This is a genomic window from Microbacterium sp. Root553 (genome assembly GCF_001426995.1).
GTDB lineage: Bacteria > Actinomycetota > Actinomycetes > Actinomycetales > Microbacteriaceae > Microbacterium.
In genome coordinates this window covers 2,626,514-2,650,761 of record NZ_LMFY01000001.1, presented here as the reverse complement: position 1 = coordinate 2,650,761, position 24,248 = coordinate 2,626,514, and the positions used below count along the sequence as shown (strand labels likewise).

31 protein-coding genes are annotated in these 24,248 nt (G+C 69.9%); 28 read left to right on the top strand and 3 right to left on the bottom strand.

Annotation, left to right across the window (positions count from 1 at the left end):
• Positions 1 to 215: 215 nt before the first annotated feature.
• From ASD43_RS12430 to ASD43_RS12420, 3 genes are read right to left on the bottom strand one after another with little or no spacing between them, the layout of a single operon-like run.
• The gene (locus tag ASD43_RS12430; protein ID WP_056417997.1) at positions 216 to 503 is read right to left on the bottom strand and encodes a DUF6510 family protein; all 288 of its coding nucleotides are present in this window, start codon (positions 501 to 503) and stop codon (positions 216 to 218) included.
• A complete protein-coding gene (locus ASD43_RS12425) occupies positions 503 to 1,228 on the bottom strand; it encodes a ferredoxin reductase (protein WP_235564127.1) in 726 nt (241 codons plus the stop codon). The genes ASD43_RS12430 and ASD43_RS12425 overlap by 1 nt, the downstream gene beginning before the upstream one ends.
• Positions 1,225 to 1,815, bottom strand: coding sequence for a molybdopterin-dependent oxidoreductase (locus ASD43_RS12420; RefSeq protein WP_056417994.1), 591 nt, complete (start codon positions 1,813 to 1,815; stop codon positions 1,225 to 1,227). The genes ASD43_RS12425 and ASD43_RS12420 overlap by 4 nt, the downstream gene beginning before the upstream one ends.
• A 114-nt stretch (positions 1,816 to 1,929) precedes the next feature.
• On the opposite strand from ASD43_RS12420, the gene ASD43_RS12415 reads away from it, so the two are divergent.
• The 28 genes from ASD43_RS12415 to ASD43_RS12280 all read left to right on the top strand — a co-directional run bounded on the left by ASD43_RS12415 (position 1,930) and on the right by ASD43_RS12280 (position 24,229).
• Positions 1,930 to 3,051: a VanZ family protein gene (locus ASD43_RS12415; RefSeq protein WP_056417991.1), complete on the top strand. Its 1,122-nt coding sequence runs from the start codon at positions 1,930 to 1,932 to the stop codon at positions 3,049 to 3,051.
• Positions 3,052 to 3,173: 122 nt separating this feature from the next.
• Positions 3,174 to 4,067 (top strand): sigma-70 family RNA polymerase sigma factor, encoded by an 894-nt coding sequence (locus ASD43_RS12410; protein WP_268776165.1) that lies wholly within the window; start codon positions 3,174 to 3,176, stop codon positions 4,065 to 4,067.
• A gap of 115 nt (positions 4,068 to 4,182) precedes the next feature.
• Positions 4,183 to 5,007: a flagellin N-terminal helical domain-containing protein gene (locus ASD43_RS12405; protein ID WP_056417985.1), complete on the top strand. Its 825-nt coding sequence runs from the start codon at positions 4,183 to 4,185 to the stop codon at positions 5,005 to 5,007.
• A gap of 102 nt (positions 5,008 to 5,109) precedes the next feature.
• Positions 5,110 to 6,474, top strand: a complete 1,365-nt coding sequence (gene fliD, locus ASD43_RS12400; protein WP_056417982.1) for a flagellar filament capping protein FliD — start codon at positions 5,110 to 5,112, stop codon at positions 6,472 to 6,474.
• A 39-nt stretch (positions 6,475 to 6,513) separates the two neighbouring features.
• A complete protein-coding gene (gene fliS, locus ASD43_RS12395; RefSeq protein ID WP_056417979.1) occupies positions 6,514 to 6,924 on the top strand; it encodes a flagellar export chaperone FliS in 411 nt (136 codons plus the stop codon).
• Positions 6,925 to 6,930: 6 nt separating this feature from the next.
• Positions 6,931 to 7,209 (top strand): hypothetical protein, encoded by a 279-nt coding sequence (locus ASD43_RS12390; RefSeq protein WP_056417976.1) that lies wholly within the window; start codon positions 6,931 to 6,933, stop codon positions 7,207 to 7,209.
• A 108-nt stretch (positions 7,210 to 7,317) separates the two neighbouring features.
• Positions 7,318 to 7,665, top strand: a complete 348-nt coding sequence (locus ASD43_RS12385; RefSeq protein ID WP_056417973.1) for a flagellar basal body rod protein FlgB — start codon at positions 7,318 to 7,320, stop codon at positions 7,663 to 7,665.
• Positions 7,662 to 8,054, top strand: coding sequence for a flagellar basal body rod protein FlgC (locus ASD43_RS12380; RefSeq protein ID WP_056417970.1), 393 nt, complete (start codon positions 7,662 to 7,664; stop codon positions 8,052 to 8,054). Before ASD43_RS12385 ends, ASD43_RS12380 begins: the two co-directional genes overlap by 4 nt.
• Entirely contained in the window at positions 8,054 to 8,374 is a 321-nt protein-coding gene (gene fliE, locus ASD43_RS12375) for a flagellar hook-basal body complex protein FliE (RefSeq protein ID WP_056417967.1), read from the top strand. The genes ASD43_RS12380 and fliE overlap by 1 nt, the downstream gene beginning before the upstream one ends.
• Positions 8,374 to 10,014: a flagellar basal-body MS-ring/collar protein FliF gene (gene fliF, locus ASD43_RS12370; RefSeq protein WP_056417964.1), complete on the top strand. Its 1,641-nt coding sequence runs from the start codon at positions 8,374 to 8,376 to the stop codon at positions 10,012 to 10,014. The genes fliE and fliF overlap by 1 nt, the downstream gene beginning before the upstream one ends.
• Positions 10,011 to 11,096, top strand: a complete 1,086-nt coding sequence (fliG, locus tag ASD43_RS12365) for a flagellar motor switch protein FliG (RefSeq protein WP_235564125.1) — start codon at positions 10,011 to 10,013, stop codon at positions 11,094 to 11,096. Before fliF ends, fliG begins: the two co-directional genes overlap by 4 nt.
• Positions 11,097 to 11,218: 122 nt before the next feature.
• Entirely contained in the window at positions 11,219 to 11,857 is a 639-nt protein-coding gene (locus ASD43_RS12360; RefSeq protein ID WP_056417961.1) for a FliH/SctL family protein, read from the top strand.
• Positions 11,854 to 13,182, top strand: coding sequence for a FliI/YscN family ATPase (locus ASD43_RS12355; RefSeq protein WP_056417958.1), 1,329 nt, complete (start codon positions 11,854 to 11,856; stop codon positions 13,180 to 13,182). Before ASD43_RS12360 ends, ASD43_RS12355 begins: the two co-directional genes overlap by 4 nt.
• Entirely contained in the window at positions 13,179 to 13,604 is a 426-nt protein-coding gene (locus tag ASD43_RS12350; protein WP_056417955.1) for a flagellar FliJ family protein, read from the top strand. The genes ASD43_RS12355 and ASD43_RS12350 overlap by 4 nt, the downstream gene beginning before the upstream one ends.
• A complete protein-coding gene (locus ASD43_RS12345; RefSeq protein WP_056417951.1) occupies positions 13,601 to 14,005 on the top strand; it encodes a hypothetical protein in 405 nt (134 codons plus the stop codon). The genes ASD43_RS12350 and ASD43_RS12345 overlap by 4 nt, the downstream gene beginning before the upstream one ends.
• On the top strand, positions 14,002 to 15,453 hold the full coding sequence (locus ASD43_RS12340; RefSeq protein WP_056417947.1) for a flagellar hook-length control protein FliK: 1,452 nt from the start codon (positions 14,002 to 14,004) through the stop codon (positions 15,451 to 15,453). The genes ASD43_RS12345 and ASD43_RS12340 overlap by 4 nt, the downstream gene beginning before the upstream one ends.
• Positions 15,454 to 15,462: 9 nt before the next feature.
• On the top strand, positions 15,463 to 15,912 hold the full coding sequence (locus tag ASD43_RS12335; RefSeq protein ID WP_056417944.1) for a flagellar hook capping FlgD N-terminal domain-containing protein: 450 nt from the start codon (positions 15,463 to 15,465) through the stop codon (positions 15,910 to 15,912).
• Positions 15,913 to 15,943: 31 nt separating this feature from the next.
• Positions 15,944 to 17,110 carry a flagellar hook protein FlgE gene (locus ASD43_RS12330; RefSeq protein ID WP_056417941.1) on the top strand — a complete coding sequence of 389 codons (1,167 nt, stop codon included), beginning with the start codon at positions 15,944 to 15,946 and terminating at the stop codon, positions 17,108 to 17,110.
• Between the two features lie 138 nt (positions 17,111 to 17,248).
• Entirely contained in the window at positions 17,249 to 17,479 is a 231-nt protein-coding gene (locus ASD43_RS12325; RefSeq protein ID WP_056417938.1) for a flagellar FlbD family protein, read from the top strand.
• A 2-nt stretch (positions 17,480 to 17,481) separates the two neighbouring features.
• On the top strand, positions 17,482 to 18,282 hold the full coding sequence (locus tag ASD43_RS12320; protein WP_056417935.1) for a motility protein A: 801 nt from the start codon (positions 17,482 to 17,484) through the stop codon (positions 18,280 to 18,282).
• Complete coding sequence (locus ASD43_RS12315; RefSeq protein WP_056417930.1) at positions 18,279 to 19,088, top strand: OmpA/MotB family protein; 810 nt, start codon at positions 18,279 to 18,281, stop codon at positions 19,086 to 19,088. Before ASD43_RS12320 ends, ASD43_RS12315 begins: the two co-directional genes overlap by 4 nt.
• A 6-nt stretch (positions 19,089 to 19,094) precedes the next feature.
• Positions 19,095 to 20,015 carry a flagellar motor switch protein FliM gene (locus ASD43_RS12310; RefSeq protein ID WP_056417927.1) on the top strand — a complete coding sequence of 307 codons (921 nt, stop codon included), beginning with the start codon at positions 19,095 to 19,097 and terminating at the stop codon, positions 20,013 to 20,015.
• Complete coding sequence (locus ASD43_RS12305) at positions 20,015 to 20,671, top strand: FliM/FliN family flagellar motor switch protein (protein WP_056417924.1); 657 nt, start codon at positions 20,015 to 20,017, stop codon at positions 20,669 to 20,671. Before ASD43_RS12310 ends, ASD43_RS12305 begins: the two co-directional genes overlap by 1 nt.
• A gap of 3 nt (positions 20,672 to 20,674) precedes the next feature.
• Positions 20,675 to 21,115, top strand: a complete 441-nt coding sequence (locus tag ASD43_RS12300; RefSeq protein ID WP_056417920.1) for a flagellar biosynthetic protein FliO — start codon at positions 20,675 to 20,677, stop codon at positions 21,113 to 21,115.
• A 204-nt stretch (positions 21,116 to 21,319) separates the two neighbouring features.
• Positions 21,320 to 22,096 (top strand): flagellar type III secretion system pore protein FliP, encoded by a 777-nt coding sequence (gene fliP, locus ASD43_RS12295; protein WP_056419606.1) that lies wholly within the window; start codon positions 21,320 to 21,322, stop codon positions 22,094 to 22,096.
• Positions 22,093 to 22,368 (top strand): flagellar biosynthesis protein FliQ, encoded by a 276-nt coding sequence (gene fliQ, locus ASD43_RS12290; protein WP_045253034.1) that lies wholly within the window; start codon positions 22,093 to 22,095, stop codon positions 22,366 to 22,368. The genes fliP and fliQ overlap by 4 nt, the downstream gene beginning before the upstream one ends.
• Positions 22,368 to 23,129 carry a flagellar biosynthetic protein FliR gene (locus ASD43_RS12285; protein WP_056419603.1) on the top strand — a complete coding sequence of 254 codons (762 nt, stop codon included), beginning with the start codon at positions 22,368 to 22,370 and terminating at the stop codon, positions 23,127 to 23,129. Before fliQ ends, ASD43_RS12285 begins: the two co-directional genes overlap by 1 nt.
• Entirely contained in the window at positions 23,126 to 24,229 is a 1,104-nt protein-coding gene (locus tag ASD43_RS12280; RefSeq protein ID WP_056417917.1) for an EscU/YscU/HrcU family type III secretion system export apparatus switch protein, read from the top strand. Before ASD43_RS12285 ends, ASD43_RS12280 begins: the two co-directional genes overlap by 4 nt.
• The last annotated feature ends 19 nt before the right edge of the window (positions 24,230 to 24,248 follow it).

The following is a 24,248-nucleotide window of genomic DNA, read 5'->3' as shown; positions in this document are numbered from 1 at the left end:
ATAGCGCCGCAAGCCCCTTGCAGGCGCGCGCGAATGCTCGCCGGCGGACCTCTCTCCGCAGATCGACGGCGACGACGACGCCGCCGCCGGGATCCGTGCTCGTGCGCAGGCGGTCACCCCGGCCGCGACGACGGCGTTCGACTCGGATGAGGTGCCCGAGGCCTTCGACGTCGAGTGCCACTCAGGCCTGGTCTGAGTCCGGTGTCGAGATCGAACTAGTCGTCGGCGGACGCCCACTCCAGGCGGGCGAGAGCACCGACCTCGAGAACGTGCCGCCCGTCGACCCGCAGGCACGTCAGCAGCGTGCGCCCGCATCCGCGGCAGAGCAGGATGACTCCGGCCGGATCGAGCTCCGCGACCGCGTCGCCGAGCTCGGCCTCCCGATCGCAGTGCGCGCAGGCAGCTCGAGCAGCCGTCATCTCTCTGCCGAAGACCTCGAGCAGGACCCCGCCGGCGGCATTGCCGTCGACCCTCGTGCGATGGCCGGGGTGAGTAGTGTCCATCAGGCACCTCCGAAGCGCTCGGTGCGGATGCGGTCGGGGGAGTGGCCCGCCGCGACGAGCAGATCTGCGACCGCCTCGACGAAGCCGGTCGGACCGCAGACGTAGACCGACGGCTGCAGTGAGACGGGGAGCGTGCTGGCCGCGATGGTCGCCGCATCCACCCTGCCTGCCGGTCGCGGGGAGCCCGCGGGGGCTGTGCGGCTGTACGCCCAGTCCACGGTGAGGGTCGCGTCTGCGAGACCGTCGAGTTCGGCCGAGTAGAAGGCGTCATCTGCCGAGCGCACCGCATACAGCAGGCGCATCGGTGCCGTGGAGGCCGAGCGTGCGTGCTCCCTCGCCATCGCGAGGAGCGGGACGATCCCGGACCCACCGGCGATGAGCTGCACGGGTTCCGGCTGCTCCGGTGTCCACACGAAATACGCACCGATCGGACCGCGCACCTCCAGCTCGTCGCCGGGGCGCACATCCTCGACCAGGTACGGCGAGACCTCGCCGTCGGGCACTTCGTCGACCGCCAGCTCGAGCACGTCTCCACCACCGGACGACGCGAGCGAATACGAACGCACCGCCTGATATCCGTCTTCTGCGGTCAGACGCACATCGACGTGCTGCCCGGCCAGATTGCCAGGCCAGCGGTCGACCTGCAGGGAGAGCACGCGGCCGTGAGGCGTGGCTCGGCGAACCTCCGTGACTCGAGCGCGCAGCCACATCGGCGACGAGGTCACCAGTACCGCTCCTCTTTCCACGGGTCGCCGTACATGTTGTAGCCGTTCTGCTCCCAGAATCCCGGTTCGTCCTGCTCCAGCAGGTCGAGTCCGTGCACCCACTTGGCGGACTTCCAGAAGTACAGATGCGGGACGAGCAGACGCGCCGGGCCGCCGTGCTCGGCCGCGAGCGGCTCGCCGTCGAACTCGACGGCGACCCAGGCCCGGCCCCCGGTGAGATCGGCGCGCGGGACGTTGGTGGTGTACCCGCCGTAGGAGAACACGCGCGTGTAGTCGCCGTCACCGGCATCTGCGAGCAGGTGGTCGAGCGACACTCCACGCCATCGCGTGCCCAGCTTCGACCAGCGGGTGACGCAATGGATGTCGGTGGTGATGTCCTCGAGGGGAAGGTCGTGCAGCTGCGCCCACGACCAGGTGCGGCGGATGCCGTCGAGCCCGACGACGGCGAACTCCCACGCGTCGGTCGAGACGCGAGGCGTGGGTCCCGCCGAGAGAACCGGGAAGTCCTCGGTGAGGTACTGCCCGGGTGGCAGGCGGTCGTCCGACTCGCGTCGCCGTGCGCCGAAACCCCGGGAGATCACGCCCATCATCGTCCTCCTTCGCCCACGAATCCCGGCGCTCGCCGTGTGGCACCGAGTCTAGGACCGACGGACGCGCCTGTATATCGGCGGGTACGGGCACGGGCTCCTAGGATGGACCGAATGACGGGGTGGACGTGGCAGGCGTGGGTCGGGATCATCGGCGGGGGCCTGATCTTCGCAGCCGTCCTGGTGCCGATACTCGTGGTTCAAGTCCGGCGTTATGGTGCTCTGTCCTTCCGCCGTCTGCTGGGTGCGGCGGGAGTGAGCGTCTACGCGGTCGCCCTCGTGGCGTACACCCTGCTGCCTCTGCCGGAGGTGCGGGCCAACTGCGCAGCGGGCGGTGGGGGCGTGGAGCTGATCCCCGGCCACTCCGTCGGCGACATCCTCAGAGAGACCCAGGGGCTCTCCCTCCTGGGAACCGTGACGAGTCGCGCCACACTGCAGGTGCTGCTCAATGTCGCACTCTTCGTTCCCTTCGGGCTCATCGCCCGGCGGTTCTGGAACCGCGGGCCCGGGGTGTCCATCGTGCTGGGAGCACTGCTCTCGCTCGCCATCGAGTCCACCCAGCTCACGGGTGCATGGGGACTGTACGAGTGCGCCTATCGCGTCGCAGACGTCGACGATCTCATCGCGAACACGACAGGAGCGGCGATCGGCGTGCTCCTCGCTCCGGTGCTGCTGGCCTGGATGCCCAGCGCCCGCAGCCTGAGGGCCACCCGTGCGACCCCGCGACCGGTGACCGTCTGGCGCCGATGGTTCGGCATGATCCTCGACGCCGTCGCGGTGAACATCGCGATCGCCCTGGTCTCCCTCGTCGTGGTGCTGCCGAAGCTGCTGCTCTCCGGCGGAGACGGACCGTCGGTGCCGGACGACGCCTTCGAGGCCGCGATCGTCGCGGCCGGCGCCGCCGTGCTGGTCCTGGTGATCCCCGCGGTCGTGTCCACGGGCGCCTCGATCGGTCAACGCCTGGTCTGGCTGACCCCGGAGTGGTCGGAAGGTCGACGTCCGCTCGCCCGCAGCCTCGCCCGAGCCGGCGTCGTCGGTCTGCCGTATGTCGCGGCGACCGCCCTCGACGGGCTGCCGGAGGCGGTGCCCTTCGCCCTGCAGACCGTCGTGGGCATCGTCGCCATCGTCAGTGCGCTCGTGGTCGCGATCGCGGTGATCTCGGTGCCGTTCACCCGCGGACATCGTGGTCTGTCGGCCGCGCTGACCGGTGCGGAACTGCGCGACTCGCGCAGCTGATCTCGAGGACCCCTCGATCCCGCTCCTCGAGCGGGATGTCAGCCGTGTGAACTTTTTCTTTGAATACGCGTTCTTCGTGCTATTTTCACTGATAAACCAGTTGATATAGCGACGGAGTCACATTGCTGAGCAAATCTGCACTTTCTGCCGACTCCAGCGCACCCCCGGCGCCCGCTGCGTCCGCGGAGAAGCTGGCCAGAGAGAACATGCCGCTCGCGACCTTCCTGGCCGTCGAGAAGGCACGATCGGCCACCCACGTCGACCTCGACGACCTGCTCTCCGCGGCACGCCTCGGGCTCGCCCGCGCGGCGATGACCTACGACTCCTCGCGCGGCATCCCCTTCGGCGCGTTCGCGAGCAGTCAGATCAACTGGGCGATGCTCTCGGAGATGCGTCGGGCCGACCCCGCCGGCGAGCGCGGACGCGACAAGATCGAACGGGTGCGGGTGGCCGCAGACGTGATCTTCGCGCGCACCGGTCGGACGGCGACCGTGGCCGAGCTCGCGAAGGAGTCCGGCCTCGGCGCCGACGCCGTCGCCGAGATGATGCAGCTCGACGAGATGGTGCGCTCGGCCGTCAGCTTCGACGAGCACTTCGACGTCGAGACGGGGCGGCAGGCCGTCGATCTCGCCGACAGCGTGATCCTGCCCGAGCACGCGGTGGAGCAGTCGGAGACGCGCGACATGGTGAACAGGGTCGTCGATGCCCTTCCGGCGGCGATGCAGCACGTCGTGCGCGGCATCTATCTCGAGGACCGCACCGTCAAGGACATCGCCGAGGAGCTCGAGGTCAGTCACGCCTACGTGTCGAAGCTGCGCTCCCGAGGGCTGCTGCTGATGCGCGAGGCGATGGAGGCCTGGGAGGGCGGCACCACGGGCGACCGCTCGACCAAGGCGAAGGCCGGCTTCTTCGAGACCCTCTTCGGTCCCGCGCGCACCGCGGCACCGGCCCCGATCGCTGCGGCGGTCCGTATCGCGATGCCGGCGCGCGCCGGCGCCCTGCTCGCCGCCGTCTGAGCGCGGCGGGAAAATTGCTCCACCGCGGTTACCGCGGCGGCCGTCGTCGCGAATGTCGGTTGTGCAGGTCCACGGACGGACCCGCATTCAGCCCCATAACCACGGAGGAACACTCATGGGTCTTCAGATCGCAACCAACGTCGGTGCACTCAACGCGTACCGCAACCTCTCCATCAACCAGAACGACATGTCGAAGTCGCTCGAGAAGCTCTCGAGCGGTCTGCGCATCAACCGTGCAGCCGATGACGCGGCCGGCCTCGCGATCTCCGAGGGCCTGCGCTCGCAGGTCAACGGCCTGAACGTCGCCGCTCGCAACGCGCAGGACGGCATCTCGGTCATCCAGACCGCGGAAGGCGCCCTGACCGAGGTCCACTCGATCCTGCAGCGCGTCCGCGACCTCGCGGTCCAGGCGGGTTCGGACTCGAACAACGCCGACTCGCGCACCGCCATCAAGACCGAGATCGACACGCTCGGCGAGGAGCTCACCCGCGTCGCGGCGAGCACGAACTTCAACGGGATCAAGCTGCTCGACAGCGCGGCCACGCTGACGTTCCAGGTCGGCGCAGGCTCCGAGGCGGCCGAGGACCAGATCGCCGTCACGCTGACGGACTTCTCGGGTCTCGGTGCCACGATCGGCGGGCTGACTGTGGACACCGCCGCCAACGCGCTGACCACGATCGCCGCGATCGACACCCAGATCACGGCCGTCTCCACGGCTCGCGCCGGTCTCGGTGCGGTGCAGAACCGTTTCGAGTCGACGATCAACTCGCTGCAGGTCTCGGCCGAGAACCTCTCTGCCGCGAAGAGCCGCATCGCCGACACCGACATGGCCGCCGAGATGGTCAGGTACACCGCCTCGAACATCCTGCAGCAGGCCGGTACCGCCATGCTCGCGCAGGCGAACCAGTCGGGCCAGGGCGTCCTGCAGCTGCTCCGTTGAGTCGCTGCGCCTGAGGCGCACAGGGCGCCCGGGTGGAGTCACCTCCGCTCGGGCGCCTTCCTGTAGGACACCTTCGACCGCACCGCACGGAAGACGACCGGGATGAAACTCGACGGACTCGTATCAGGGCTCAAGACCGAAGAGCTCATCAAGGCGATGATGGACGTCTCGGCCATCCCGAAGACGCTGATCACGAACAAGATCGCCGATCGCAACTCGATCATCACGAACCTCCAGTCGCTGAACACCACGCTGCAGGAGCTCGTCACGAAGGCGAAGACCGCGGCATCCGCGACCTCGCTCGCGGCGTTCACCGCCTCGTCATCGTCCGAGACCGTCACGGTCTCGGCGGGAGCGAAGGCCAGCGCCTTCTCGACCGCCGTCGTGGTCGACGCGGTCGCGACCGCCCACTCCCTCGTCACCGCAGCCGCCGGATCGACAGGCTGGGGTGGACCCTTCACCGTCGTCGGATCCGACGGCGAGGCCGTCGAGGTCACCCCGCTGGGCACCGGCGCCCAGGACCTCGCCAAGGCCATCAACGACTCCAAGGCAGGAGTCAGCGCGACCGTCGTGCCCGCGGGCACGGATGCCGACGGCGCACCGCTCTCACGCATCCAGCTCACCTCCGTCGAGACAGGCGCGGCCGGTGCCTTCACCGTGCACCGGGGGACTGCGGCCGAGGTCGCGGCGGGCACCTCCACGGATCTCGGAGCCCAGCCCGGTGCGGCGCTGATCACGCAGGGAGCGGATGCCCGCATCCGGCTGTTCGCGGGAACCGCTGCCGAGCAGGTGCTCACCCACCCCGGCAACACGATCACCGTGGGCGAGGGGATCGAGGTCACCGTCACCGCGGTGAGCGCCGATCCCGTGACGGTCACGGTGGCGCGCGACGCGAAGAAGCAGACCACGACCGCCGAGACCTTCATCAAGGAGATCGCGAGCCTGCTGACCCGCATCGACAAGGGATCGACGGCGACGGTCGGCGGGGTGGGCGAGACGACCACCCTCGGTGTCTTCACGGGCGACAGCACCGTACGCAACCTGCGGGGTGCGCTGGCCAACGCCGTGCAGCATCCGGTGGACGGCATCTCTCCCTCGACGATCGGCATCACCGTCAGCGACAAGGGCGTGCTGTCCTTCGACGCCGAGAAGTTCGCCGCGGCCCTCGCCACTGACGCGGAGGGCACGCAGGAGCTGTTCTCCGGCGTGGCTGCGCGGCTGGAGGGCGTGACCACCCAGTACTCCGACAAGTACGACGGGCTGCTCACCAGTCGCATCACCGGCCAGGAGGACGAGGTCAAGACGCTCAAGACCCAGGTCGAGCGCTGGGATGTCCGTCTCGACCAGCGCCGCGCGACGCTGGAGCGCACCTACGCCCAGCTCGAGGTCCAGCTCTCGAAGCTGCAGTCGCAGTCCTCGTGGCTGACGAGCCAGCTCGCCGGCCTCTCGCCGTCCTCGGGCGACTGACCCGTCCTTCCGACCACCACCCACCGGAGCTCGCACATCATGGCACTCACCTCCCTCGACCGGGCCAAGCAGCAGTACCTGGAGCAGCAGGTCGCGTCCGCGACGCCCGAACGCCTGCTCACCCTGCTGTACGACCGCCTGCTCGTCGACATCGACCGGGCGGCATCCGCGCAGGACGCCGGGGACTGGAACGCGGCGAACACGCACCTCACGCATGCCCAGTCGATCGTCGCGGAGCTGCACGGCTCGCTCACCGACGCCTGGAATGCCGCGGCGGAGCTGCGGGGCGTCTACACGTACCTCACCGGGCGCCTCATCTCGGCGAACGTCTCGCGCGATCGCGCCGCCACCCTCGAGTGCCGTCAGCTGGTGGCGCCCCTGCGCGAGGCGTGGCACGAGGCGGCCGAGCTGACCGCCGCGGCCGCTCCGCGTGTCTCGGCCCTGGGCTGACGCGCGATGACCGAGGCGCTGACCGCCTGGATGGCGGTGCTCGACAGGTTCGAGCGTGCGCTCGACGCCGCCGACGAGACGCTCGACGATCGGCCCCTCGACGCGCCGCCCGGACCCGTTCCCGACGAACTCAGAGAACGGGCCGAGGCCGTGCTCGCGCGGCAGCAGCTGATGATCGGCGCGCTGACGGCGTCGCGCGCGCATGTCGCGCGGGAGATCGCCGCACTGCGTCGGGTGCCGACAGGGCGGCAGGATCGTCCCGCGTACCTCGACATCGAAGGGTGACCGCGAGGGTTACGGGGGAGCATCGGTGTCGCGATAGTCCGCTCCGAGCACGGATCGCTCGACGATTGGCCACGGATCGGCCTCTCCACCAACGTCCGGAGTGCCCCCGTGCTCGAATCCGTCACCTCCTCCGCGCTGATCAGCGCCCTCGACGGGCTGGCGCTGCGCCAACGCTCGATCGCTGAGAACATCGCCAACGTCAACACCCCCGGCTATCGGGCCCAGCGCGTGCAGTTCGAGGACGAGCTGCGCACGGCCGTCGCGAACGGCTCCGGCTCGGTCGCCGCCACGGTCGAGCGGTCGCTTGAGCCCACCCGGCTGAACGGCAACAACGTCAACCTCGACACCGAGACCCTCTCGAACATCGACACGGTGCTGCGTTTCCAGTTCGCCAGTCAGGCGATCGGCGGCCAGGCCTCGTCGATCAGCAAGGCGATCGGTCAGGCATCCGCATGACGTTCGATGCGATCGGCATCGCCGGCACCGGGCTGACCGCGCACCGCAAATGGCTCGATGCGCTCAGTGACAACATCGCGAACGTCAACACCGCGACCCCTCCGGGTCAGGAGGGGTTCCGCGAGAAGTACGTCGCCGTGCAGGCGGGCACGCAGAGCCCCGGGGTGTACGTGGCGGGCGTGGTCGAATCGGAGGCCGAGGGCACACTCGTCTACGACCCCGAGCATCCGTACGCGAACGACGACGGCTACGTGCAGTACCCCGACGTCGAGCTCGGGGATCAGATGAGCATGCTGATCCTCGCGCAGCGCGGCTACGAGGCGAACGCCGCGGTCGTTGACCGCGCGAAGACGACCTACGAGGCCGCGCTGCAGATCGGACGCGGCTGATGAGCGGTCCGATCGACGCGGTGTCCGCCGCCGGTGTCGCGCCGCTGTCGGCGCTGAGCTTCGAGACGGGTCCCGACGCGGCCGGTGCCCCGGCATCCGCCGGTGCCTTCGCGACCTCGCTCACCGGAGCCGTCGAGAGTCTGCAGCAGTTGCAGTCGACCTCCAACGAGCTCGCGGTGCAGGCCGTGACCGGAGACCTGCAGGACATCCACCAGGCGATGATCGCCTCCACCCGCGCCTCGGTGACCCTCGATCTGGTGGTCGCCGTGCGAGACCGCAGCGTCTCGGCGTTCAACGAGATCATGAGGATGCAGGCCTGATGCCCACGATGCTCACGGGCTACTACGACCGCGCGAAGCGGGTCGTCGGCGGCTTCTCTCTGGCCCAGCGCACGATCGCCGTCATCGGCGTCGCGCTGCTGGTCATGGGCGCGGTCGCGCTCGGCTCCTGGCTGACCCGGCCGCAGATGAGCCCCCTCTTCACCGGACTGAGTGCGGGGGATGCGTCGGCGGTCGTCGAGCAGCTGAAGTCCGCCGGCGTCGGATACGAGCTCACCGAGGGCGGGGCGACGATCCTCGTGCCGGACGACCAGGTCTACGCGCAACGCCTCGCGGCCGCATCCGCCGGTCTGCCCGGCGACACCAGCGCGGGATACACGCTGCTCGACAAGATGGGCGTGACGGCGAGCGAGTTCCAGCAGTCGGTCACCTACAAGCGCGCGATCGAGGGCGAGCTCGCCGGAACGATCGGTGCGATGGAGGGGATCTCGACGGCATCCGTGCAACTGGCGATTCCCGAGCAGAGCGTGTTCGTCTCGGAGCAGCAGAGTCCCACCGCCTCGGTGTTCGTCAAGACCCGCAGCGGTGCGTCCCTCAGCGACGAGAAGATCGAGGCGATCGTCCATCTCACGAGCGCATCGATCCCCGGCATGACCCCGGAGGACGTGGCGGTCACGGATCAGGACGGTCGGGTGCTCTCGGCGGTCGGCACCGGTCTCACCGGCAGCTCGTCGAAGCAGGCGACCGAGCACGAGGCGAAGGTCGCGGCCTCGGTCAGCCGGATGCTGGAGACGATCGTCGGCCCCGGCAACGCCACCGTCACCGTGTCTGCCGATGTCGCGAACTCCACCTCCGAGCGGATGGATGAGACCTATTCCGCGCCGGAGGGCGACCTCAGCGCCTCGGAGCAGACGAAGACCGAGACGTACAACGGCGGCCAGGCCGGCGGGGCCGGCGTCCTGGGGCCCGACAACATCGCCGTGCCGAATGGGGGAGACGGCGAGGGGGCGTACGAGTTCGAGGAGACATCTCGCAGCAACGCGGTGAACAAGTCGACCGAGAAGACCGTCACTCCCGCCGGCGAGGTGACCAGGCAGACGGTGAGCATCGCTCTCAACCGCGGGGCGGTGACGGGGGTCACCGCGAACCAGATCGAATCGCTGGTCGCGTCGGCGGCGGGGATCGACGTCGAACGCGGCGATGAGATCGCGGTCGAGTTCGTCGAGTTCACCCAGGCCGGAGCGACGGCGGCGCAGACCGCCCTCGCGGCCGCGGAGGCGGAGAGGGAGCAGCAGTTCCAGCAGGAGCTGCTGCGGTCGGCGATCATCGGCGGCTCGATCCTGCTCGCGGTCGTGATCCTGATCGTCTATCTCGTGGTGCGTCGCCGGATGAAGCGACGTGTGATGTACACCGACGACGGGCCGATCGAGTACTTCGCGACCGTCACCGAGAGCGAGGAGCAGAAGCTCAAGTCCCTCCGGGGGCTCAAAGACGCCGAGGCGATCCCGATGCCCGCACCGACCACCCTGCTGCCCTCGGCCTCGGTGGATCTCGATGACGAGCCCGAGCCCGACAAGGTGCTCGTCGAGCGCCGCCGCCGCGAGATCGATGACCTCGCCAAGCGGGAGCCCGACGCGATCGCCACGGCTCTCGCCGACCTGATGGATGAGGCGACGGTATGAGCCTGCTCACCGAGATGCTCGATGCTCAGGCCGACACCGTGGAGGTGTCGACCGCGTCGCCCCCCATCGCGCCGATGCCGGTGCAGCAGATGACCGGGCTGCGCAAGGCGGCCATCGTGCTGATGAACATGGACAGGGAGGCGAGCGCCGAGGTGCTGCGTCATCTCGGCGAGGAGCGCGCCGAGATGCTGGCGGCGGAGCTCACGCAGCTCGGCGGAGTGGATCTCGCCTCGACCGCCCGCGCCCTCGGCGAATTCCGACGGATCGCCACCGGCGGCTCCGTGCCCTCGCGCGGCGGCCAGGAGCTCGCCACCGGGCTGCTGGAGACCGCATTCGGGCGGGAGAAGGCGGTGGGGATGGTGGGCCGGGTGATGTCGCAGGGCTCTGTGTCGTTCGACTTCCTCAATGCGGCGGATCCTGCCCAGCTCGCCACGATCGTCGAGGGCGAGCTGCCGACGACCGTGGCCGTCGTGCTGGCGAATCTCCGAGCCGACAGGGCTGCCGCCGTGCTCGCCGCCCTCCAGGATCCGCTGCGCACCGACGTCGCACAGGCGATCGCGACGATGGGCACCGCGACGCAGGAGGCGATCTCCATCGTGGCCGACTCGCTGCGCGCACGCACCGGCGTGTTCGCGATGCGGGACAACCATGAGTCGATCGGCGGGGTGCAGCCGCTCGTCGAGATCATCAACCGCTCGGACACCGCGCTGGAGAAGTCGCTGCTCGCGAGCCTCGAGGGACGTGATCTGGCATTGGCCGAGGACATCCGCAGCCGTATGGTCACCTTCGCCGACATCGCCAGGCTCGAGGATCGCGACGCCCAGCGCGTGCTCCGCGGCATCGACCTGCGGATGCTCGCGCTGGCGCTCAAGGGCGCGGACGAGCAGATCCTCGACAAGGTCAAGGGCAACATGACCGAGCGCAACCAGGAGAACCTGGCCGAGGAGACGCGCGTGCTCGGGCCGGTCCGGATGCGGCAGGTCGACGAAGCCCGCGCCGAGATCGTCCGCGTCATCCGCGAGCTCGAAGCCGCCGAGGAGATCACGATCTCCCGCGAGGACGAGGACGAGCTCATCGAGTGAGTGCGTCCGAGACGGATCGAGCCGCCGTGGTTACGGGAGCGGATGACCGTCGCGATAGTTCCCACAGAGCACGGATTGCTCGACCTTCGGGCCACGGACAGGCCTCGTCTTCTGATCCCGAGGTGTCCATCGTGCTCGACTCCGCCTTCACGCCTCTGGCGGTTCCGCGCGTGGGCGAGACTCCGATCGACATCCGCGGCGAGGCCGATCGGGCGCGAACCCGCGGTTACGCCGACGGGTTCGCCGAGGGACGTCGCATCGCGCTCGACGCGGCGGAGCACGAGCAGGGCCTTCAGTGGCAGCGGATGCAGGAGCTCCGGGAGTCCTACCTGCACCAGCGCGGATCGGCACTCGCCGCTCTCGACGCGGCACGGGCGGAATACCTGCGACGGGTCGACGAGGTGAGTGCGCTCTCGGCAGATCGTCTCGAGGAGCTCGCGGTGGACCTGGCCCGGGTGATCCTCGGGGTCGAGCTCTCGGATGCTGCGCGATCCGCGGCCCACGCCCTGCGTCGGGCGCTCGCGGAGGTCCCGGTCGACCGGTGGACCGGGGTGACCTTCAGCACCCGCGACCTGCAGACGCTGCAGGACGACGAGCCTCCGGCCCTGCAGCGGATCCCGGCGACGGCCTCCGACACGGTGGACGCCGGCGGAGCGATCGTCCGCGTCGAGGACGGCGCCGTCGACACCCGCGTCGCCGGGGCGCTGGCACGTGCGAGCTCCGCGCTCCGCGGCGACGACGACCTCGAGGCGATCGCATGAGCGCGGCGACCGCAGCATGGCGGCGTGCACTCGACGCCGCGCGGCCCGAACGCCTCGGCACGGTGACGTCGGTGCGGGGACTCGGAGTCGAGATCGCCGGTCTCGACGGCGCCGTCGGCGACCGGGTGCGCATCGACGCGGGGACTTCGCGAGCGGTCGATGCGGAGATCGTCGCGATCGACGGCACGTCCGCCCGGTGCATGCCCCTCGGCAGGGTCGACGGCATCACCGCTCGGGCTCGGGTGCGTCACGGGGGAGCGCCCCTGCAGGTGCCGACCGGCAGAGCTCTGCTGGGTCGTGTCCTCGACGGGCTCGGCCGCCCCATCGACGGCAAAGGCCCGCTCGGGCCCGGCGCGTCCTTCGTCTCGCTCGATCACGACGCACCCAGCATCATGGATCGCCAGCGCATCGACCGCCAGCTCGGACTCGGCGTACGCGTGCTCGACACCATGACGCCCGTGGGCACGGGGCAGCGTCTCGGACTCTTCGCGGGGTCGGGCGTCGGCAAGTCGTCGCTGATGTCGATGGTGGCCCGCGGCTCGACGGCGGATGTCACCGTGATCGCGCTGGTCGGAGAGCGCGGACGCGAGGTGCGCGAGTTCCTCGAAGACGATCTCGGTCCTGACGGACTGGCGCGCTCGGTCGTCGTCGTCGCGACATCCGATCAGCCGGCGATGGCGCGTCTGCGGTCGGCGTTCGTCGCCACGCGGATCGCCGAGAGCTTCCGCGACGATGCACTCGACGTGGTGCTGATGATGGACTCGCTCACCCGTGTCGCCATGGCGCAGCGCGAGATCGGCCTCAGCGCGGGGGAGCCGCCTGCGACCCGGGGATATCCGCCCTCCACGTTCTCTGTTCTCGCGCGGCTGCTGGAGCGGGCCGGCACCGGCCCGACCGGATCGATCACCGGCCTCTACACCGTGCTCGTCGACGGCGACGATCATAACGAGCCGATCGCTGATGCCGCGCGGGGGATCCTCGACGGGCATGTCGTGCTCGACCGTGGGCTCGCGATCCGCGGGCACTTCCCGGCCGTCGACGTGCTCGGCTCGATCTCGCGCGTCGTGTCGAAGATCACCTCCCCGGCGCAGCGACAGGATGCGGTGACACTGCGGAGCGTGCTCGCTGCCCGCCGCAGCGCCAACGATCTCATCGACATCGGCGCCTATCGGCCCGGTGCGAACCCGCTGGTCGACGCCGCTCTCGCGCACGAGTCGGCGATCTCGGGCTTTCTCACGCAGCGGATGGACGACCTCACCGCGTCCGACGACTCCTGGCGGCAGCTCGCCGCGCTCACCACCGACTTCGGAGGGCTCGCCCCATGACCTTCACCCTGTCCGGACTGCTTCGGGTGCGCGGCGCCCAGGAGCGCGTCGCCGCCGAGCACCTCTCGCGTGCGAGCGCGGAGCGCACCGATGCCGAAGACGCCGTGACCGACGCCGTGTCGAGCCTCTCCGAGATCAGCGCGCAGATCGAGGATCCTCGCGCGCTGATGGCCATGGCCGCGGCGCGTGCCGCAGGTCGCAGCACGCTGAGCGATCTGCAGGCACTCGTCGAGATGCGCAGGATCGAGGAGTCGTCGGCACGATCGGCCCACATCGACGCGCGACGCGAGCTCAAGGGGCTCGAGCGTCTCGAGGACGCTCATCGCACCGAGGCCGCGAGGGTCGACCTCGCGGCGGAGCAGACCGCCCTCGATGAGATCGCCGTGGGCCGCACCACCCGGCACGCGGGGAGCGCCGCGTGAGCGGGATCGACGCGGCGATCGCCCGCGTCGAGGTCATCGAGAGCCGAATCGTCTCGCTCGACCCGGCGGCGCGAGCCGCGGCCGCGCAGGCGCCGACGGAGACGAGCGCCGCGACCGGAGAGACGAGCGCGGCGACCTTCGCGGGCGTGCTCGAGGCGGCGCAGGCGGCATCGGGTGCCCAGACGGCGACACCGGGCGCGACGGCACCGGGCACGGTCTCCGGCACGACACCGGGCGCGACGCCGGGAGCCGTCTCGGGTGCTGCGGATCCGACGACACCCGCCGGCAGCGCCGATCTCGTCGCCGCTCTGCAGACGTTGTTCGCGGCCGGGTCCACCGACTCGGCGGCACTCGGGGGCACCTCGGCTTCACTGCGGACGATCATCGAGATGGCGGGATGAGCGCCGTGAGCCTGCTGGGACCGGTGCCGGGAGTCACACCGGAGCGGGAGGTCGATCGCGGTGCGACAGGCGGCTCGGTCGCGCAGTTCGCATCCGTGCTCTCCGACCAGGACCTTCGGCTCTGCGAATCGCACTTCCGCCTCCGCGAGGAGGACGCGTCGCGTGCTCCTTCCGACAGCGACTCCGAGGGGTCGACCCCGGTCGGTGCGGACACGACGGGAGCGCTGCTGCTGCAGCTCGCGGCGCAACGGGGGTCGTCGGCCGATGCCGTGACGACGCCGCCGGTCGGTGCCTCTACGCCTGCCGACGAAGCGATGACGGTGCCGGAATCGTCCGAGGCGGATGGCGGCGATCTGCCGGCGTCGTCAGTGCCGGTGATTCCGCTCTCGCCGACCGACTCGGCGATGACCGACCCGACGATGACCGAACCGACGATGACCGAACCGACGATGACCGGCACGGCGGGGGCGGCTGCGCCGACCGGCGTGGCCGCGACGGGTGCGTCGACGTCGACCAGCACACCGACGATGATCGGCATCCCGACGACGGCCGGCACACCGGCGACCACCAATGCGGGCGACGTCGGGACCCCGCAGGCCGCGTCGGGATCGGACACCGCGGTCAGACCGGCGGGATCGCGCGGCACTGACGAGACCGCGGTCACCCCGGCAGGGTCGTCGCGCGTATCGGCCGAGGCCACGATGTCGTCCACCGCTCCGGCCACGGTCGCACCCTCCGCGTCCGTCACGGCTCCCGACACTGCGTCCACCTCCGCCGCCCTGGCCTCCACCTCTGCCGCCGTCGATGACACCGTCGACGCCACGCCCAATGCGGCGGCATCGCCAGGCGCGTCGGCCGCGGTGGACGACGCGCCTGCCATCGCTGTCGAGCGCGCTCAGCCCTCCGCCTCGGCGACGCCGACCGCTGCCACGGCACCCGCTCCCGTGCCCTCGACCGCACCGCTCGCCGCCCCCGATGCGGCGGACGCGAGCACTCGGGCCGTGGCGGCCCAGGTGTCGCCGGTCGTCGTGAGCATCGCCCAGCGCCCCGCGGGTACGCATCACCTCACCCTCACGGTGAACCCCGACAATCTCGGACCCGTCACCCTCCGCGCGCACATCAGCGCGGCCGGCGACGTGCAGGTCGAGCTCAGCGGCGCGACCGAGATCGGACGAGAGGCTCTGCGGACCATGCTCGTGGACCTGCGGCGGGATCTGGCCGGTGTCATGCCCCACGCCACCCTCAGCATGGGCGTCGGCACCGGGGCCGAGCCGCCCTCGGACCGCGGAGGCCAGCCGGGAGCCGGGGGAACGGCCGGCGACCCGAGTGCGAGTGAGAGCGATGGGCGACCGAGACAGCATCCGGAATCCGACCCCGGTCGGACGTCACCCGGAGTCATCCCCACCACGACCATCGCCGCCGGCGCGGGTCTCGACATCTTCGCCTGAGAGGACCACATGACCGTCGACGCCGTGGGCGCACCGAGCGCCATCCATACGGGCAGCACCATCGACCCGGCCGCACGCAAGCAGGTGCTGGACGGCGAGGTGTTCCTCAAACTGCTCGTCACCCAGCTCACCCATCAGGACCCGTCGAGTCCGATGGACACCAACGAGATGATCTCGCAGACCACCCAGCTCGCCATGATGGAGCAGCTCACGGCCCTCGCCGACAGCGGTGCCGAGGCGTTCGCCCTGAACATGCGCCAGGCGGCGAGCGCGCTCATCGGCCAGCAGGCCAGCTACAAGGATGCCGACGGCGCGACCGTCTCCGGCATCGTCACCAAGGTGTCGTTCGACGGTCCCATCCCGCAGGTGACGATCGGCGACAAGACCGTCTCCCTCGACGCCATCACCGGCGTCACCACCCCGACCACCCCCGCGGCTCCCGCCCCGGCCGCCCTCTGACCTCCGTCTCCCACAGGAAGAGAGAACCCTCATGCTCCGCTCGCTCTACTCCGGCATCTCCGGACTCCGCTCGCACCAGACCATGCTCGATGTCACGGGCAACAACATCGCCAACGTCAACACGGCCGGCTTCAAGGGGTCCTCGGTGCTGTTCCAGGACTCCCTGTCGCAGCTCGTCGGCAATCCGGGCATCCCCGACGACGAGGTCGGCGGCCGCAACCCCGCCCAGGTCGGACTCGGTGTGCAGGTCGCCGGAGTCCGCACGAACTTCGCGCAGGGTTCCGCGCAGGCGACCGGCCGTGGGGGAGACCTGATGATCTCCGGCGACGGATTCTTCGCGGTGCGCGCGGGAGGGGAGACCCTGTACACCCGCGCCGGGGCCTTCTCGTTCGACCCCACGGGCAAGATGGTCACCGCCGACGGCGCGGTCGTGCAGGGCTGGTCGGCGCAGAACGGCGTCGTCAACACCGGCCAGGCGACGGGGAACATCGTGCTTCCCCTCGACGCGGTGGCGCCGGCGCGCGCCACGACGGCGGCCTCGGTCACCGGCAACCTGCCCTCGACTGCCGCGGTGGGCGACGAGCTCGTGCGCGACGTCAAGGTCTACGACGCGCAGGGCACACCCTCGACCCTGAGCCTGACGTTCACCAGGACGGCCGCGGGCTGGGACGTCACGGATCCCGCCAGCGGTGCCACGGGTGCACTCGCGTTCACGAACGGAGTTCAGGCCGCTCCCGGTCTCACTCTCGTCGCCGGAGCCGTGACCGTCGACCTCGGTGCCGTCACGGGCTACGCCGAGCTGTCGACCGTCGCCGTGTCGGAGCAGAACGGCGCTGCCGCGGGAACACTGAAGTCGTACAGCATCACCGGCGACGGATCGATCGTCGGCACCTTCAGCAACGGGGCGACCCAGACTCTCGGCAAGATCGCGATGGCGACCTTCGCCAACCCCGAGGGACTCGAGAAGGCCGGCGGCACGGCGTACCGGGTGTCGGTGAACTCGGGCGGGGCACGCGTGGGGGAGCCGGGAGATGCGGGATTCGGCGATCTGGTCTCGGGCGCTCTCGAGATGAGCAACGTGGACCTGTCGCAGGAGTTCACTAACCTCATCGTCGCGCAGCGCGGGTTCCAGGCGAACGCCCGCATCATCACCACCAGCGACGAGGTGCTGCAGGAGCTCACGCAGCTGAAGCGCTGAGGTCGTGCCACCGCCTCGGGCCCCGGTCGCCGGGTCCCGAGGCGGTGCCCGTCTGCAGGCAGCCCTGGTTACCCGGTGCGCGTTGCGTCGCGATAGTCGGACGGACCTCCCACTCGCCCGACGCCCGGAGCCTTCTCGATGATCATCGTCACCCGCCTCGACCGCACGCGGTTCGCGGTGAACCCGGACCTGATCGAACGCATCCTCTCGTCTCCCGACACGACCCTGCACATGGTCGACGGCAAGGTGCATGTCGTCGTGGAGTCCCTCGACGAGGTCATCGAGCGCATCGTCGCGTATCGCGCACGCGTGCTCGGGGTCGCGCAGTCCCTGACCACGGGCTCGCTCGCCGCGCAGGATCGGATCTGATCGTGGATCCCGCATTCCTCATCGGCGTCGTCCTGGCGTTCGGCGCCCTGGTCGCGATGATCACGATGGAGGGCGCCAGCTTCGAGGCGCTGCTCATCCCCGCCCCGATGATCCTCGTGCTCGGCTCGACGATCGGCGTCGGCATCGCCAGTCACACCCTGCGCGACACGATCCTCGCGGTGCAGAGTCTCGGACGCATGGTCCGCGGTCCGAAGATGACCCCCGAGGCCGTGATCCCGTTCCTGGTCGGGTATGCCGAGAAGGCACGCGGCGAGGGACTGCTCGCGCTCGAGCAGGAGCTCGACAGCGCCCCCGACGCCTTCACCCGGCAGGCGCTGCAGGCGCTCGCGGACGGCACCGACCCCGAGGACCTGCAGACGGTGATGGATGACGAGATCGCCGCGACCGCGTCGCGCACTCGCGTCGCCTCGAAGTTCTTCGGTTCTCTGGGCGGCTACGCGCCGACCATCGGGATCGTCGGCACGGTCGTCTCGCTCACCCACGTGCTCGAGAAGCTCGACGAGCCCGATCACCTCGGGCCCATGATCGCCGCGGCGTTCGTCGCCACGCTGTGGGGACTCCTGTCGGCGAACTTCATCTGGAACCCGATCTCCGGTCGCCTCGGCCGGATCGGGGCGGTGGAGCTCGAGCGCATGACCCTCGTCTCCGAGGGCATGCTGGCGATCCAGGCGGGAAGCGCTCCGCACCTGCTGCAGGAGCGGCTCGAGGCGCTCTCGACCGTCAAGCCGAAGGCGAAGAAGCCGAAGCGCGAGCAGACACCGGCCGCCGAGGAGGCCCGATGAGCACGGCCCGCCGGACACGCGGCCGCGGGCACGACGACGACGCGCACGACGAGCCCGACGAGCGCTGGGCGGTCTCGTACGCCGACATGGTGACGGTGCTGATGTGCCTGTTCATCGTCCTGTTCGCGGTGTCGAACGTCGACAAGACGAAGTTCGAGCTCCTCGCCAACAGCCTGGCCACCGGGTTCGGGCAGGAGAGCACCGAGGGGGGAGCGGACACCGCCGAGGGCATCGTCGTCCCCGAGGAACTGCAGGACGACGACGGGGTGGTGGATCTCACCGCCAGGGCCGAGGCCGAGTTCGAGTCGCTCGAGCAGCTGCGTGACCGCATGACCGCGTCCCTGGCGACGCAGGGCCTGCAGGACACGGTGCAGTTCGTGATCGACGATCGCGGTCTGCAGGTCGGTCTGGTGGGCGCCGAGACCTTCTTCGCCGACAACAGCACGGAGCTCTCGGCCAAGGCCGATTCGGTGCTCGACGCGATCGGCGACGTCCTGACCACGGTCGACAACCAGGTCAGCGTCGAGGGGCATGCCGACCATCGCGTGTCGGCGCTGCCGTTCCCCACCAACTGGGAGCTGTCCGGCGGGCGGGCGACCCAGGTCGCGCGGTTCCTCGTCGAGCACGAGGGTGTCGGAGGGCCGAGGGTGAAGGCGACGGCGTACTCGGACACCCGCCCGATCGCGCAGGGAGACAGCCCGCAGGCGCTGGCGAGCAACCGTCGCGTCGACATCGTCGTGGAATCGACCGAGGCCGAGCAGGTGCGGGCCCTGATCCCCGCCATCGCTGCCGCGTCGAAGGACTGAGGAGATATGAGCACCACCGCCGAGTCGACCGTCGTCAGCGCACACACCGTGCTCGAGCCGGCCTCCGTGCGCCACCCCGCGTACGACTTCGGCCGTCCTGCACAGCTCGGGCGCGAGAGCACCCGACACCTGGAAGCGGCATTCGAGTCCTTCGCCCGTCTGTGGTCGTCGCAGCTGACCGACAAGATCCGGGTGCGTGCGCACCTCGCGTTCGATCGCGTCGAGCTGATCAGCTACGAGGAGTACTCCGACACCCTGCCCAGCACCACGGCGATGGTCGCGGGCTCCTTCGTCGACCGCGACGAGCCCTGCGTGGTGCAGTTCGGCCTCGACGGCGCACTGCTGTGGGTCGTGCAGATGATGGGCGGCCGCAGCACGGCGCTGCCCGAGCCGCGCACCTTCACCCCGATCGAACTCGCGCTGGTGCGCAATCTCATGGAGGGCACCTTCGAGCACCTGCATGCGAGTCTGGACGCCCTGCTGCCCGGTGCGCCGCGGTTCAGTGCGGTGCACTACAACCCGCAGTACCTCCAGGTCGTCGCCGCGACGGCCGCGGTCATCGTCGCGCGCTTCACGATGCGGTTGGGCGACTCCGAGACGAGTGCGACGGTCATGCTCCCGGCCTCCGCGGTCGTGGACCGCCTCGCAGCCACGGGCTCGGATGCCGACTCGGGGCACTCGGCCGGGCAGACCCTCGAGCAGGTCCGCAGCACTCCGCTGGAGATCACGCTGCGCCTCGCGCCGCTCACGATCGGTGCCGGAGAGATCCTCGATCTCGCGCCGGGAGACCTTCTGCGTCTGCCGCATCCCGAGACGCGACCGTATGAACTCGTGGCAGGGCAGACGCCGATCGGCCTCGCCACACCGGGCAGCAGGGGCTCCCGCCTCACCTGCATGATCACGAGCACCTCCGAGGAGACCCACTGATGAGCACCTTCCACGCCACCGCCGTCGCCGCCGCGATAGCCGGCAGGCTGCCGTTCGCCTTCCCGGTCATCCCGGCGCCGTCCACCGACCCCGGTGCGTCCGGAGACGCGGTCGTCGTCGCGTTCGCCGGCAGCCCGGGTGCCCGCCTGGCGATCCAGGTGGTCGACCCCGCGCGGCTCGAGGACGGCTCGAAGAGCGCGCCGCTGGTCGATCGCCTGCATCCGGTGTTCGAGGCCGCCGTGGCCGTGCTGGGCAGCGGATCGCTGGGCGGGGGCGAGGTGGTCGACGCCGCAGAGGTGTTCACCGATGCGGGCACCCAGGTGTTCGACATGGTCGACGCCGCGGGCAGCGTCGTGGCCAGGGCCGCCGTGCGGATCGACGGTGCGCGGGCCGACGTCGCTCCCGGACCGCAGCGGCTGAGTCGCATCGCCGGCGTCGAGATGGAGCTGGTCGTCGAGATCGGACGCACACGGATGCCGGTGCGCGACGTGCTGTCGCTCGAACCCGGACGCGTCGTCGAGCTCGACCGCGCGGCGGGATCTCCCGCCGACATCAAACTGAACGGCCGTCTCATCGGCCACGGCACCGTGGTGGTCGCCGACGGCGACTTCGCGATCCGCGTGGAGCGCATCCTCGACGGCGCAGAGGCCGTCTGAACGATGGACGACATCCTCATCGCCCTGCGCGCGATCGTCGCGCTCGGAGCCGTGCTCGGCCTGCTGCTCTTCCTCAGCCGTCGACTGCAGAAGTCGCAGGCGAAGGGCGTCAGCCCGCTGTCCGGACTCCTGCCGAAACGTCTGAGCAGACTCGCGGAGCTGCGGCCGACGCGCACGACGGCGCCGCCTCGTGCCCGCCAGGAGAAGATCACGGTCGTCGCGAGATCCGGCATCGGCGCCAGGGCCCAGCTCGTCGTGGCCGAGTTCGGCGGCATCCGCTACGTGCTCGGCGTGACCGAGCACGGGATCAACGTCGTCGACACGCAGGAGGCTCCGCTCCTCGACGACGAAGCGAGCGGACACGAACCGGCGGAGCGCGACGCGGCCGAGACGGACGAGCTGCAGAACGACATCGTCGATCGCGCACTGAAGTCCGTCGCCTGACGTCGAACCGCCTCGACGACGACCTCGCCGTCGAAGGGTTACCGGGAGGGCCCCGCGTCGCGATAGTCGACAGCGAGCACGGATAGCTCGCCCCTCTGGCTACGGATCGGCCACGACACCCACCTTCGGAGTGCCGCCGTGCCCGTATCCGCCGCCGCCGTGCTGCCCGCGCCTCTGCCGCGCCGCGCGCGCCGGGTGTGGGCGATGCTCGCCGTCGCCCTCTGCCTGATCGCCGTGCTGGTGCTGATCGACGCGACCGGGGCTCATGCGACCCCTGCGCTGCTCGCGACCGAGACCGGTGACGGCGACGGCGGTGGCGTGACCATCAACGGCATCAACGGGTCGCCGTCCGACAGCATCATGACGCTGCTCGGCATCACGGTCCTCAGCGTGGCCCCTGCACTGCTGCTGATGATGTCGAGCTTCACGAAGATCTTCGTGGTGCTGGCGCTCACCCGCAACGCGCTCTCGCTGCCCTCGATCCCGCCGAACCAGGTGCTGGCGGGGCTCAGCCTCTTCCTGACCCTTTTCATCATGTGGCCGGTGCTCACCGACATCAACACCGTCGCGGTGAGCCCCTTCACCGACGGGCAGATCGAGTTCGGGCGCGCGTTCGAGCTCGCCCAGGAGCCGCTGCGGAACTGGATGCTCTCGTACACGCGCGAAGAGGACATCGCGCTGATGCACAGGGCGGCGCAGATGGACAACCCGTCCGATCCGTCCGGCATCCCGCTGCTGACGCTCGTCCCCGCCTTCATGATCAGCGAGCTGCGCGCCGCCTTCCTCATCGGCTTCATCATCTTCGTGCCGTTCCTCGTGATCGATCTGGTCGTCGCGAGCGCGCTGATGTCGATGGGAATGATGATGCTGCCGCCGGTGATGATCTCGCTGCCGTTCAAGATCCTGCTCTTCCTGCTCATCGACGGCTGGGGAATGGTCATCACCGCCCTCGTGCAGTCCTACAACGGGGGCGGCGGATGAACCCCGAGGCCGTCATCGACATCGGTCAGGCCGCCCTGATCGTGGGCGCGAAGCTGTGTGCGCCGATGCTGATCACCGCGCTCGTGGTCGGCTTCGCGATCTCGCTGCTGCAGTCGATCACCCAGGTGCAGGAGATGACCATCTCGTTCGTGCCGAAGCTCGTCGCCGTCGGCATCGCCCTGCTCGTGAGCGGGCACTGGATGATCGCCGAGATGATCGCGTTCACGAACGAGATGTTCGCCCGCATCCCCACTCTCCTGAACGGGGGATGATGAACATCCCCCTCGACTTCGGGTGGCTGGAGGCCACGGCACTCGCCTGCGTGCGGATCACCGCCTTCCTCGTGCTCGCCCCGCCGTTCAGCCATGGCACGATCCCGATGCGCATCCGCGCGATGCTCGGGGTGGGGCTGGCCCTCGCCGTCTCGCCCGTCGTGACCGCAGGATACGAACGCCTCGACACCGGCGGGTTCCTGTTCGCGCTCGTCGGTCAGGCGATCACTGGCGCTCTGCTCGGATTCCTGGTCATGGTGCTCTTCAGTGCGATCCAGGGAGCGGGCCACCTGGTCGACACCTTCGGCGGTTTTCAGATGGCGCAGGCGTTCGACCCCGGCATGGCCATCAACGGGGCGCAGTTCACGCGTCTGTTCCAGATGACGGCGATCATGCTGCTGTTCGCCTCCGACGGGTACCAGCTGGTGCTCGGCGGGCTGTTCCGCTCGTTCGACGCCGTCCCGGTGACGGGGATGATCGACCTCAGCACCCCCGCCGAAGCCCTCGTCGGCGCTGCCGGGCAGATGATGCTCAGCGCCGTGCAGATCGCCGGCCCGCTGCTGATCGTGCTCTTCCTCGCCGACGTGGGTCTCGGGCTCGTCAGTCGCGTGGCACCCGCGCTGAACGCCTTCGCGATGGGCTTCCCGATCAAGATCGGCCTCACGTTGCTGCTCGTCGGCTTCGTGTACGCCGCGCTGCCGAGTGTCGTGGCCGTGATCGCCGAGGATGCGGCACGGCTGCTGCTGGGAGTGACCCGATGAGCCAGGCCGAGAGCGGGGAGCGCACCGAGAAGGCCACGGATCGTCGCCTCAAGGAGGCGCGCAGGAAGGGGCAGATCGGGCGCAGTCAGGACTTCACGGCCTGGGTCTGCATCGCCGCGGCGGCGGTCATGATGGTGCCGACGATCGCGTCGGGCACGCAGGTGCTCACCGAGCTGTTCCTCGCGGTGGCGCCGGTGGCGAAGGACCCGAGCGACGGCGCCGCGCTGGACGTCCTCGGCGCGGCGCTCTCGTCGCTCGGCGGCATCATGATGCCGATGCTCGTCGTGGTGCTCCTCGCCACCACGGCGACCGCGGTGGCGCAGGGCGGCATCCACCTGCGCGGTGTGACGATGCGGACGGAGCAGTTCAACATCGTCTCGGGCATCCTGCGGGTGTTCGGCAAGCAGGCGCTCTGGGAGGGGGCGAAGGCGCTGCTCAAGACCGTCGCCATCGGACTCGCACTGTGGATCGTCGTCTCGGGTCTCGTCCCGGTGCTCATGGCGAGCGGCAGCCACAACATCACCTGGCTGCTGGAGCAGGCGGCCGGGGGAGCGGTGGCGCTGCTGCAGGTCGCGGTGGCGGTGGGCATCCTGCTCGCGGCGATCGATGTGGCCGTCGTCATGCGACGCAACCGCAAGCACACGCACATGACCAAGAACGAGGCGAAGGACGAGCACAAGAAGAGCGAGGGCGACCCGCTCTTGCGGTCGCAGCGCCGATCGCGGCAGCTCGCGATGAGCCGGAACCGGATGATCGCCGCGGTCGGCGAGAGCGATGTCGTGCTCGTGAACCCCACCCACGTCGCGGTGGCGCTGCGCTACGAACCGGGTAAGTCGGCGCCGCGGGTCGTCGCGAAGGGCGCGGGCATCGTCGCGCAGAAGATCCGCGAACGCGCGGAGGAGGCGGGAGTGCCCATGATTCGCGACATCCCCCTGGCGCGCGCCGTCCACGCCGCCTGCGAGCTCGGCCGGGAGATCCCCGAAGAGCTGTACACCGCGGTGGCGCAGGTGCTCGCGTTCATCGAGCACCTCAAGCGTCGCGGTACCGCGCGTGGCACGCACACCATGCCGTTCGCCAGCACTCGAGACCGCGGTCTCTGAGCCCCCGTCCCCCGTCGAG

Bases quoted from the DNA above. Each gene is read 5' to 3' on its own strand.
- ASD43_RS12350 (WP_056417955.1), top strand. From the start codon at position 13,179: ATGACCTTCACCCTGTCCGGACTGCTTCGGGTGCGCGGCGCCCAGGAG.
- ASD43_RS12340 (WP_056417947.1), top strand. From the start codon at position 14,002: ATGAGCGCCGTGAGCCTGCTGGGACCGGTGCCGGGAGTCACACCGGAG.
- fliF (WP_056417964.1), top strand. From the start codon at position 8,374: ATGCCCACGATGCTCACGGGCTACTACGACCGCGCGAAGCGGGTCGTC.
- fliS (WP_056417979.1), top strand. From the start codon at position 6,514: ATGGCACTCACCTCCCTCGACCGGGCCAAGCAGCAGTACCTGGAGCAG.
- ASD43_RS12355 (WP_056417958.1), top strand. From the start codon at position 11,854: ATGAGCGCGGCGACCGCAGCATGGCGGCGTGCACTCGACGCCGCGCGG.
- ASD43_RS12415 (WP_056417991.1), top strand. From the start codon at position 1,930: ATGACGGGGTGGACGTGGCAGGCGTGGGTCGGGATCATCGGCGGGGGC.
- fliD (WP_056417982.1), top strand. From the start codon at position 5,110: ATGAAACTCGACGGACTCGTATCAGGGCTCAAGACCGAAGAGCTCATC.
- fliE (WP_056417967.1), top strand. From the start codon at position 8,054: ATGAGCGGTCCGATCGACGCGGTGTCCGCCGCCGGTGTCGCGCCGCTG.
- ASD43_RS12280 (WP_056417917.1), top strand. From the start codon at position 23,126: ATGAGCCAGGCCGAGAGCGGGGAGCGCACCGAGAAGGCCACGGATCGT.
- ASD43_RS12310 (WP_056417927.1), top strand. From the start codon at position 19,095: ATGAGCACCACCGCCGAGTCGACCGTCGTCAGCGCACACACCGTGCTC.
- ASD43_RS12405 (WP_056417985.1), top strand. From the start codon at position 4,183: ATGGGTCTTCAGATCGCAACCAACGTCGGTGCACTCAACGCGTACCGC.
- ASD43_RS12325 (WP_056417938.1), top strand. From the start codon at position 17,249: ATGATCATCGTCACCCGCCTCGACCGCACGCGGTTCGCGGTGAACCCG.
- ASD43_RS12305 (WP_056417924.1), top strand. From the start codon at position 20,015: ATGAGCACCTTCCACGCCACCGCCGTCGCCGCCGCGATAGCCGGCAGG.
- fliG (WP_235564125.1), top strand. From the start codon at position 10,011: ATGAGCCTGCTCACCGAGATGCTCGATGCTCAGGCCGACACCGTGGAG.
- fliP (WP_056419606.1), top strand. From the start codon at position 21,320: ATGCTCGCCGTCGCCCTCTGCCTGATCGCCGTGCTGGTGCTGATCGAC.
- ASD43_RS12300 (WP_056417920.1), top strand. From the start codon at position 20,675: ATGGACGACATCCTCATCGCCCTGCGCGCGATCGTCGCGCTCGGAGCC.
- ASD43_RS12390 (WP_056417976.1), top strand. From the start codon at position 6,931: ATGACCGAGGCGCTGACCGCCTGGATGGCGGTGCTCGACAGGTTCGAG.
- ASD43_RS12315 (WP_056417930.1), top strand. From the start codon at position 18,279: ATGAGCACGGCCCGCCGGACACGCGGCCGCGGGCACGACGACGACGCG.
- fliQ (WP_045253034.1), top strand. From the start codon at position 22,093: ATGAACCCCGAGGCCGTCATCGACATCGGTCAGGCCGCCCTGATCGTG.
- ASD43_RS12335 (WP_056417944.1), top strand. From the start codon at position 15,463: ATGACCGTCGACGCCGTGGGCGCACCGAGCGCCATCCATACGGGCAGC.
- ASD43_RS12430 (WP_056417997.1), bottom strand. From the start codon at position 503: ATGGACACTACTCACCCCGGCCATCGCACGAGGGTCGACGGCAATGCC.
- ASD43_RS12330 (WP_056417941.1), top strand. From the start codon at position 15,944: ATGCTCCGCTCGCTCTACTCCGGCATCTCCGGACTCCGCTCGCACCAG.
- ASD43_RS12420 (WP_056417994.1), bottom strand. From the start codon at position 1,815: ATGGGCGTGATCTCCCGGGGTTTCGGCGCACGGCGACGCGAGTCGGAC.
- ASD43_RS12380 (WP_056417970.1), top strand. From the start codon at position 7,662: ATGACGTTCGATGCGATCGGCATCGCCGGCACCGGGCTGACCGCGCAC.
- ASD43_RS12285 (WP_056419603.1), top strand. From the start codon at position 22,368: ATGAACATCCCCCTCGACTTCGGGTGGCTGGAGGCCACGGCACTCGCC.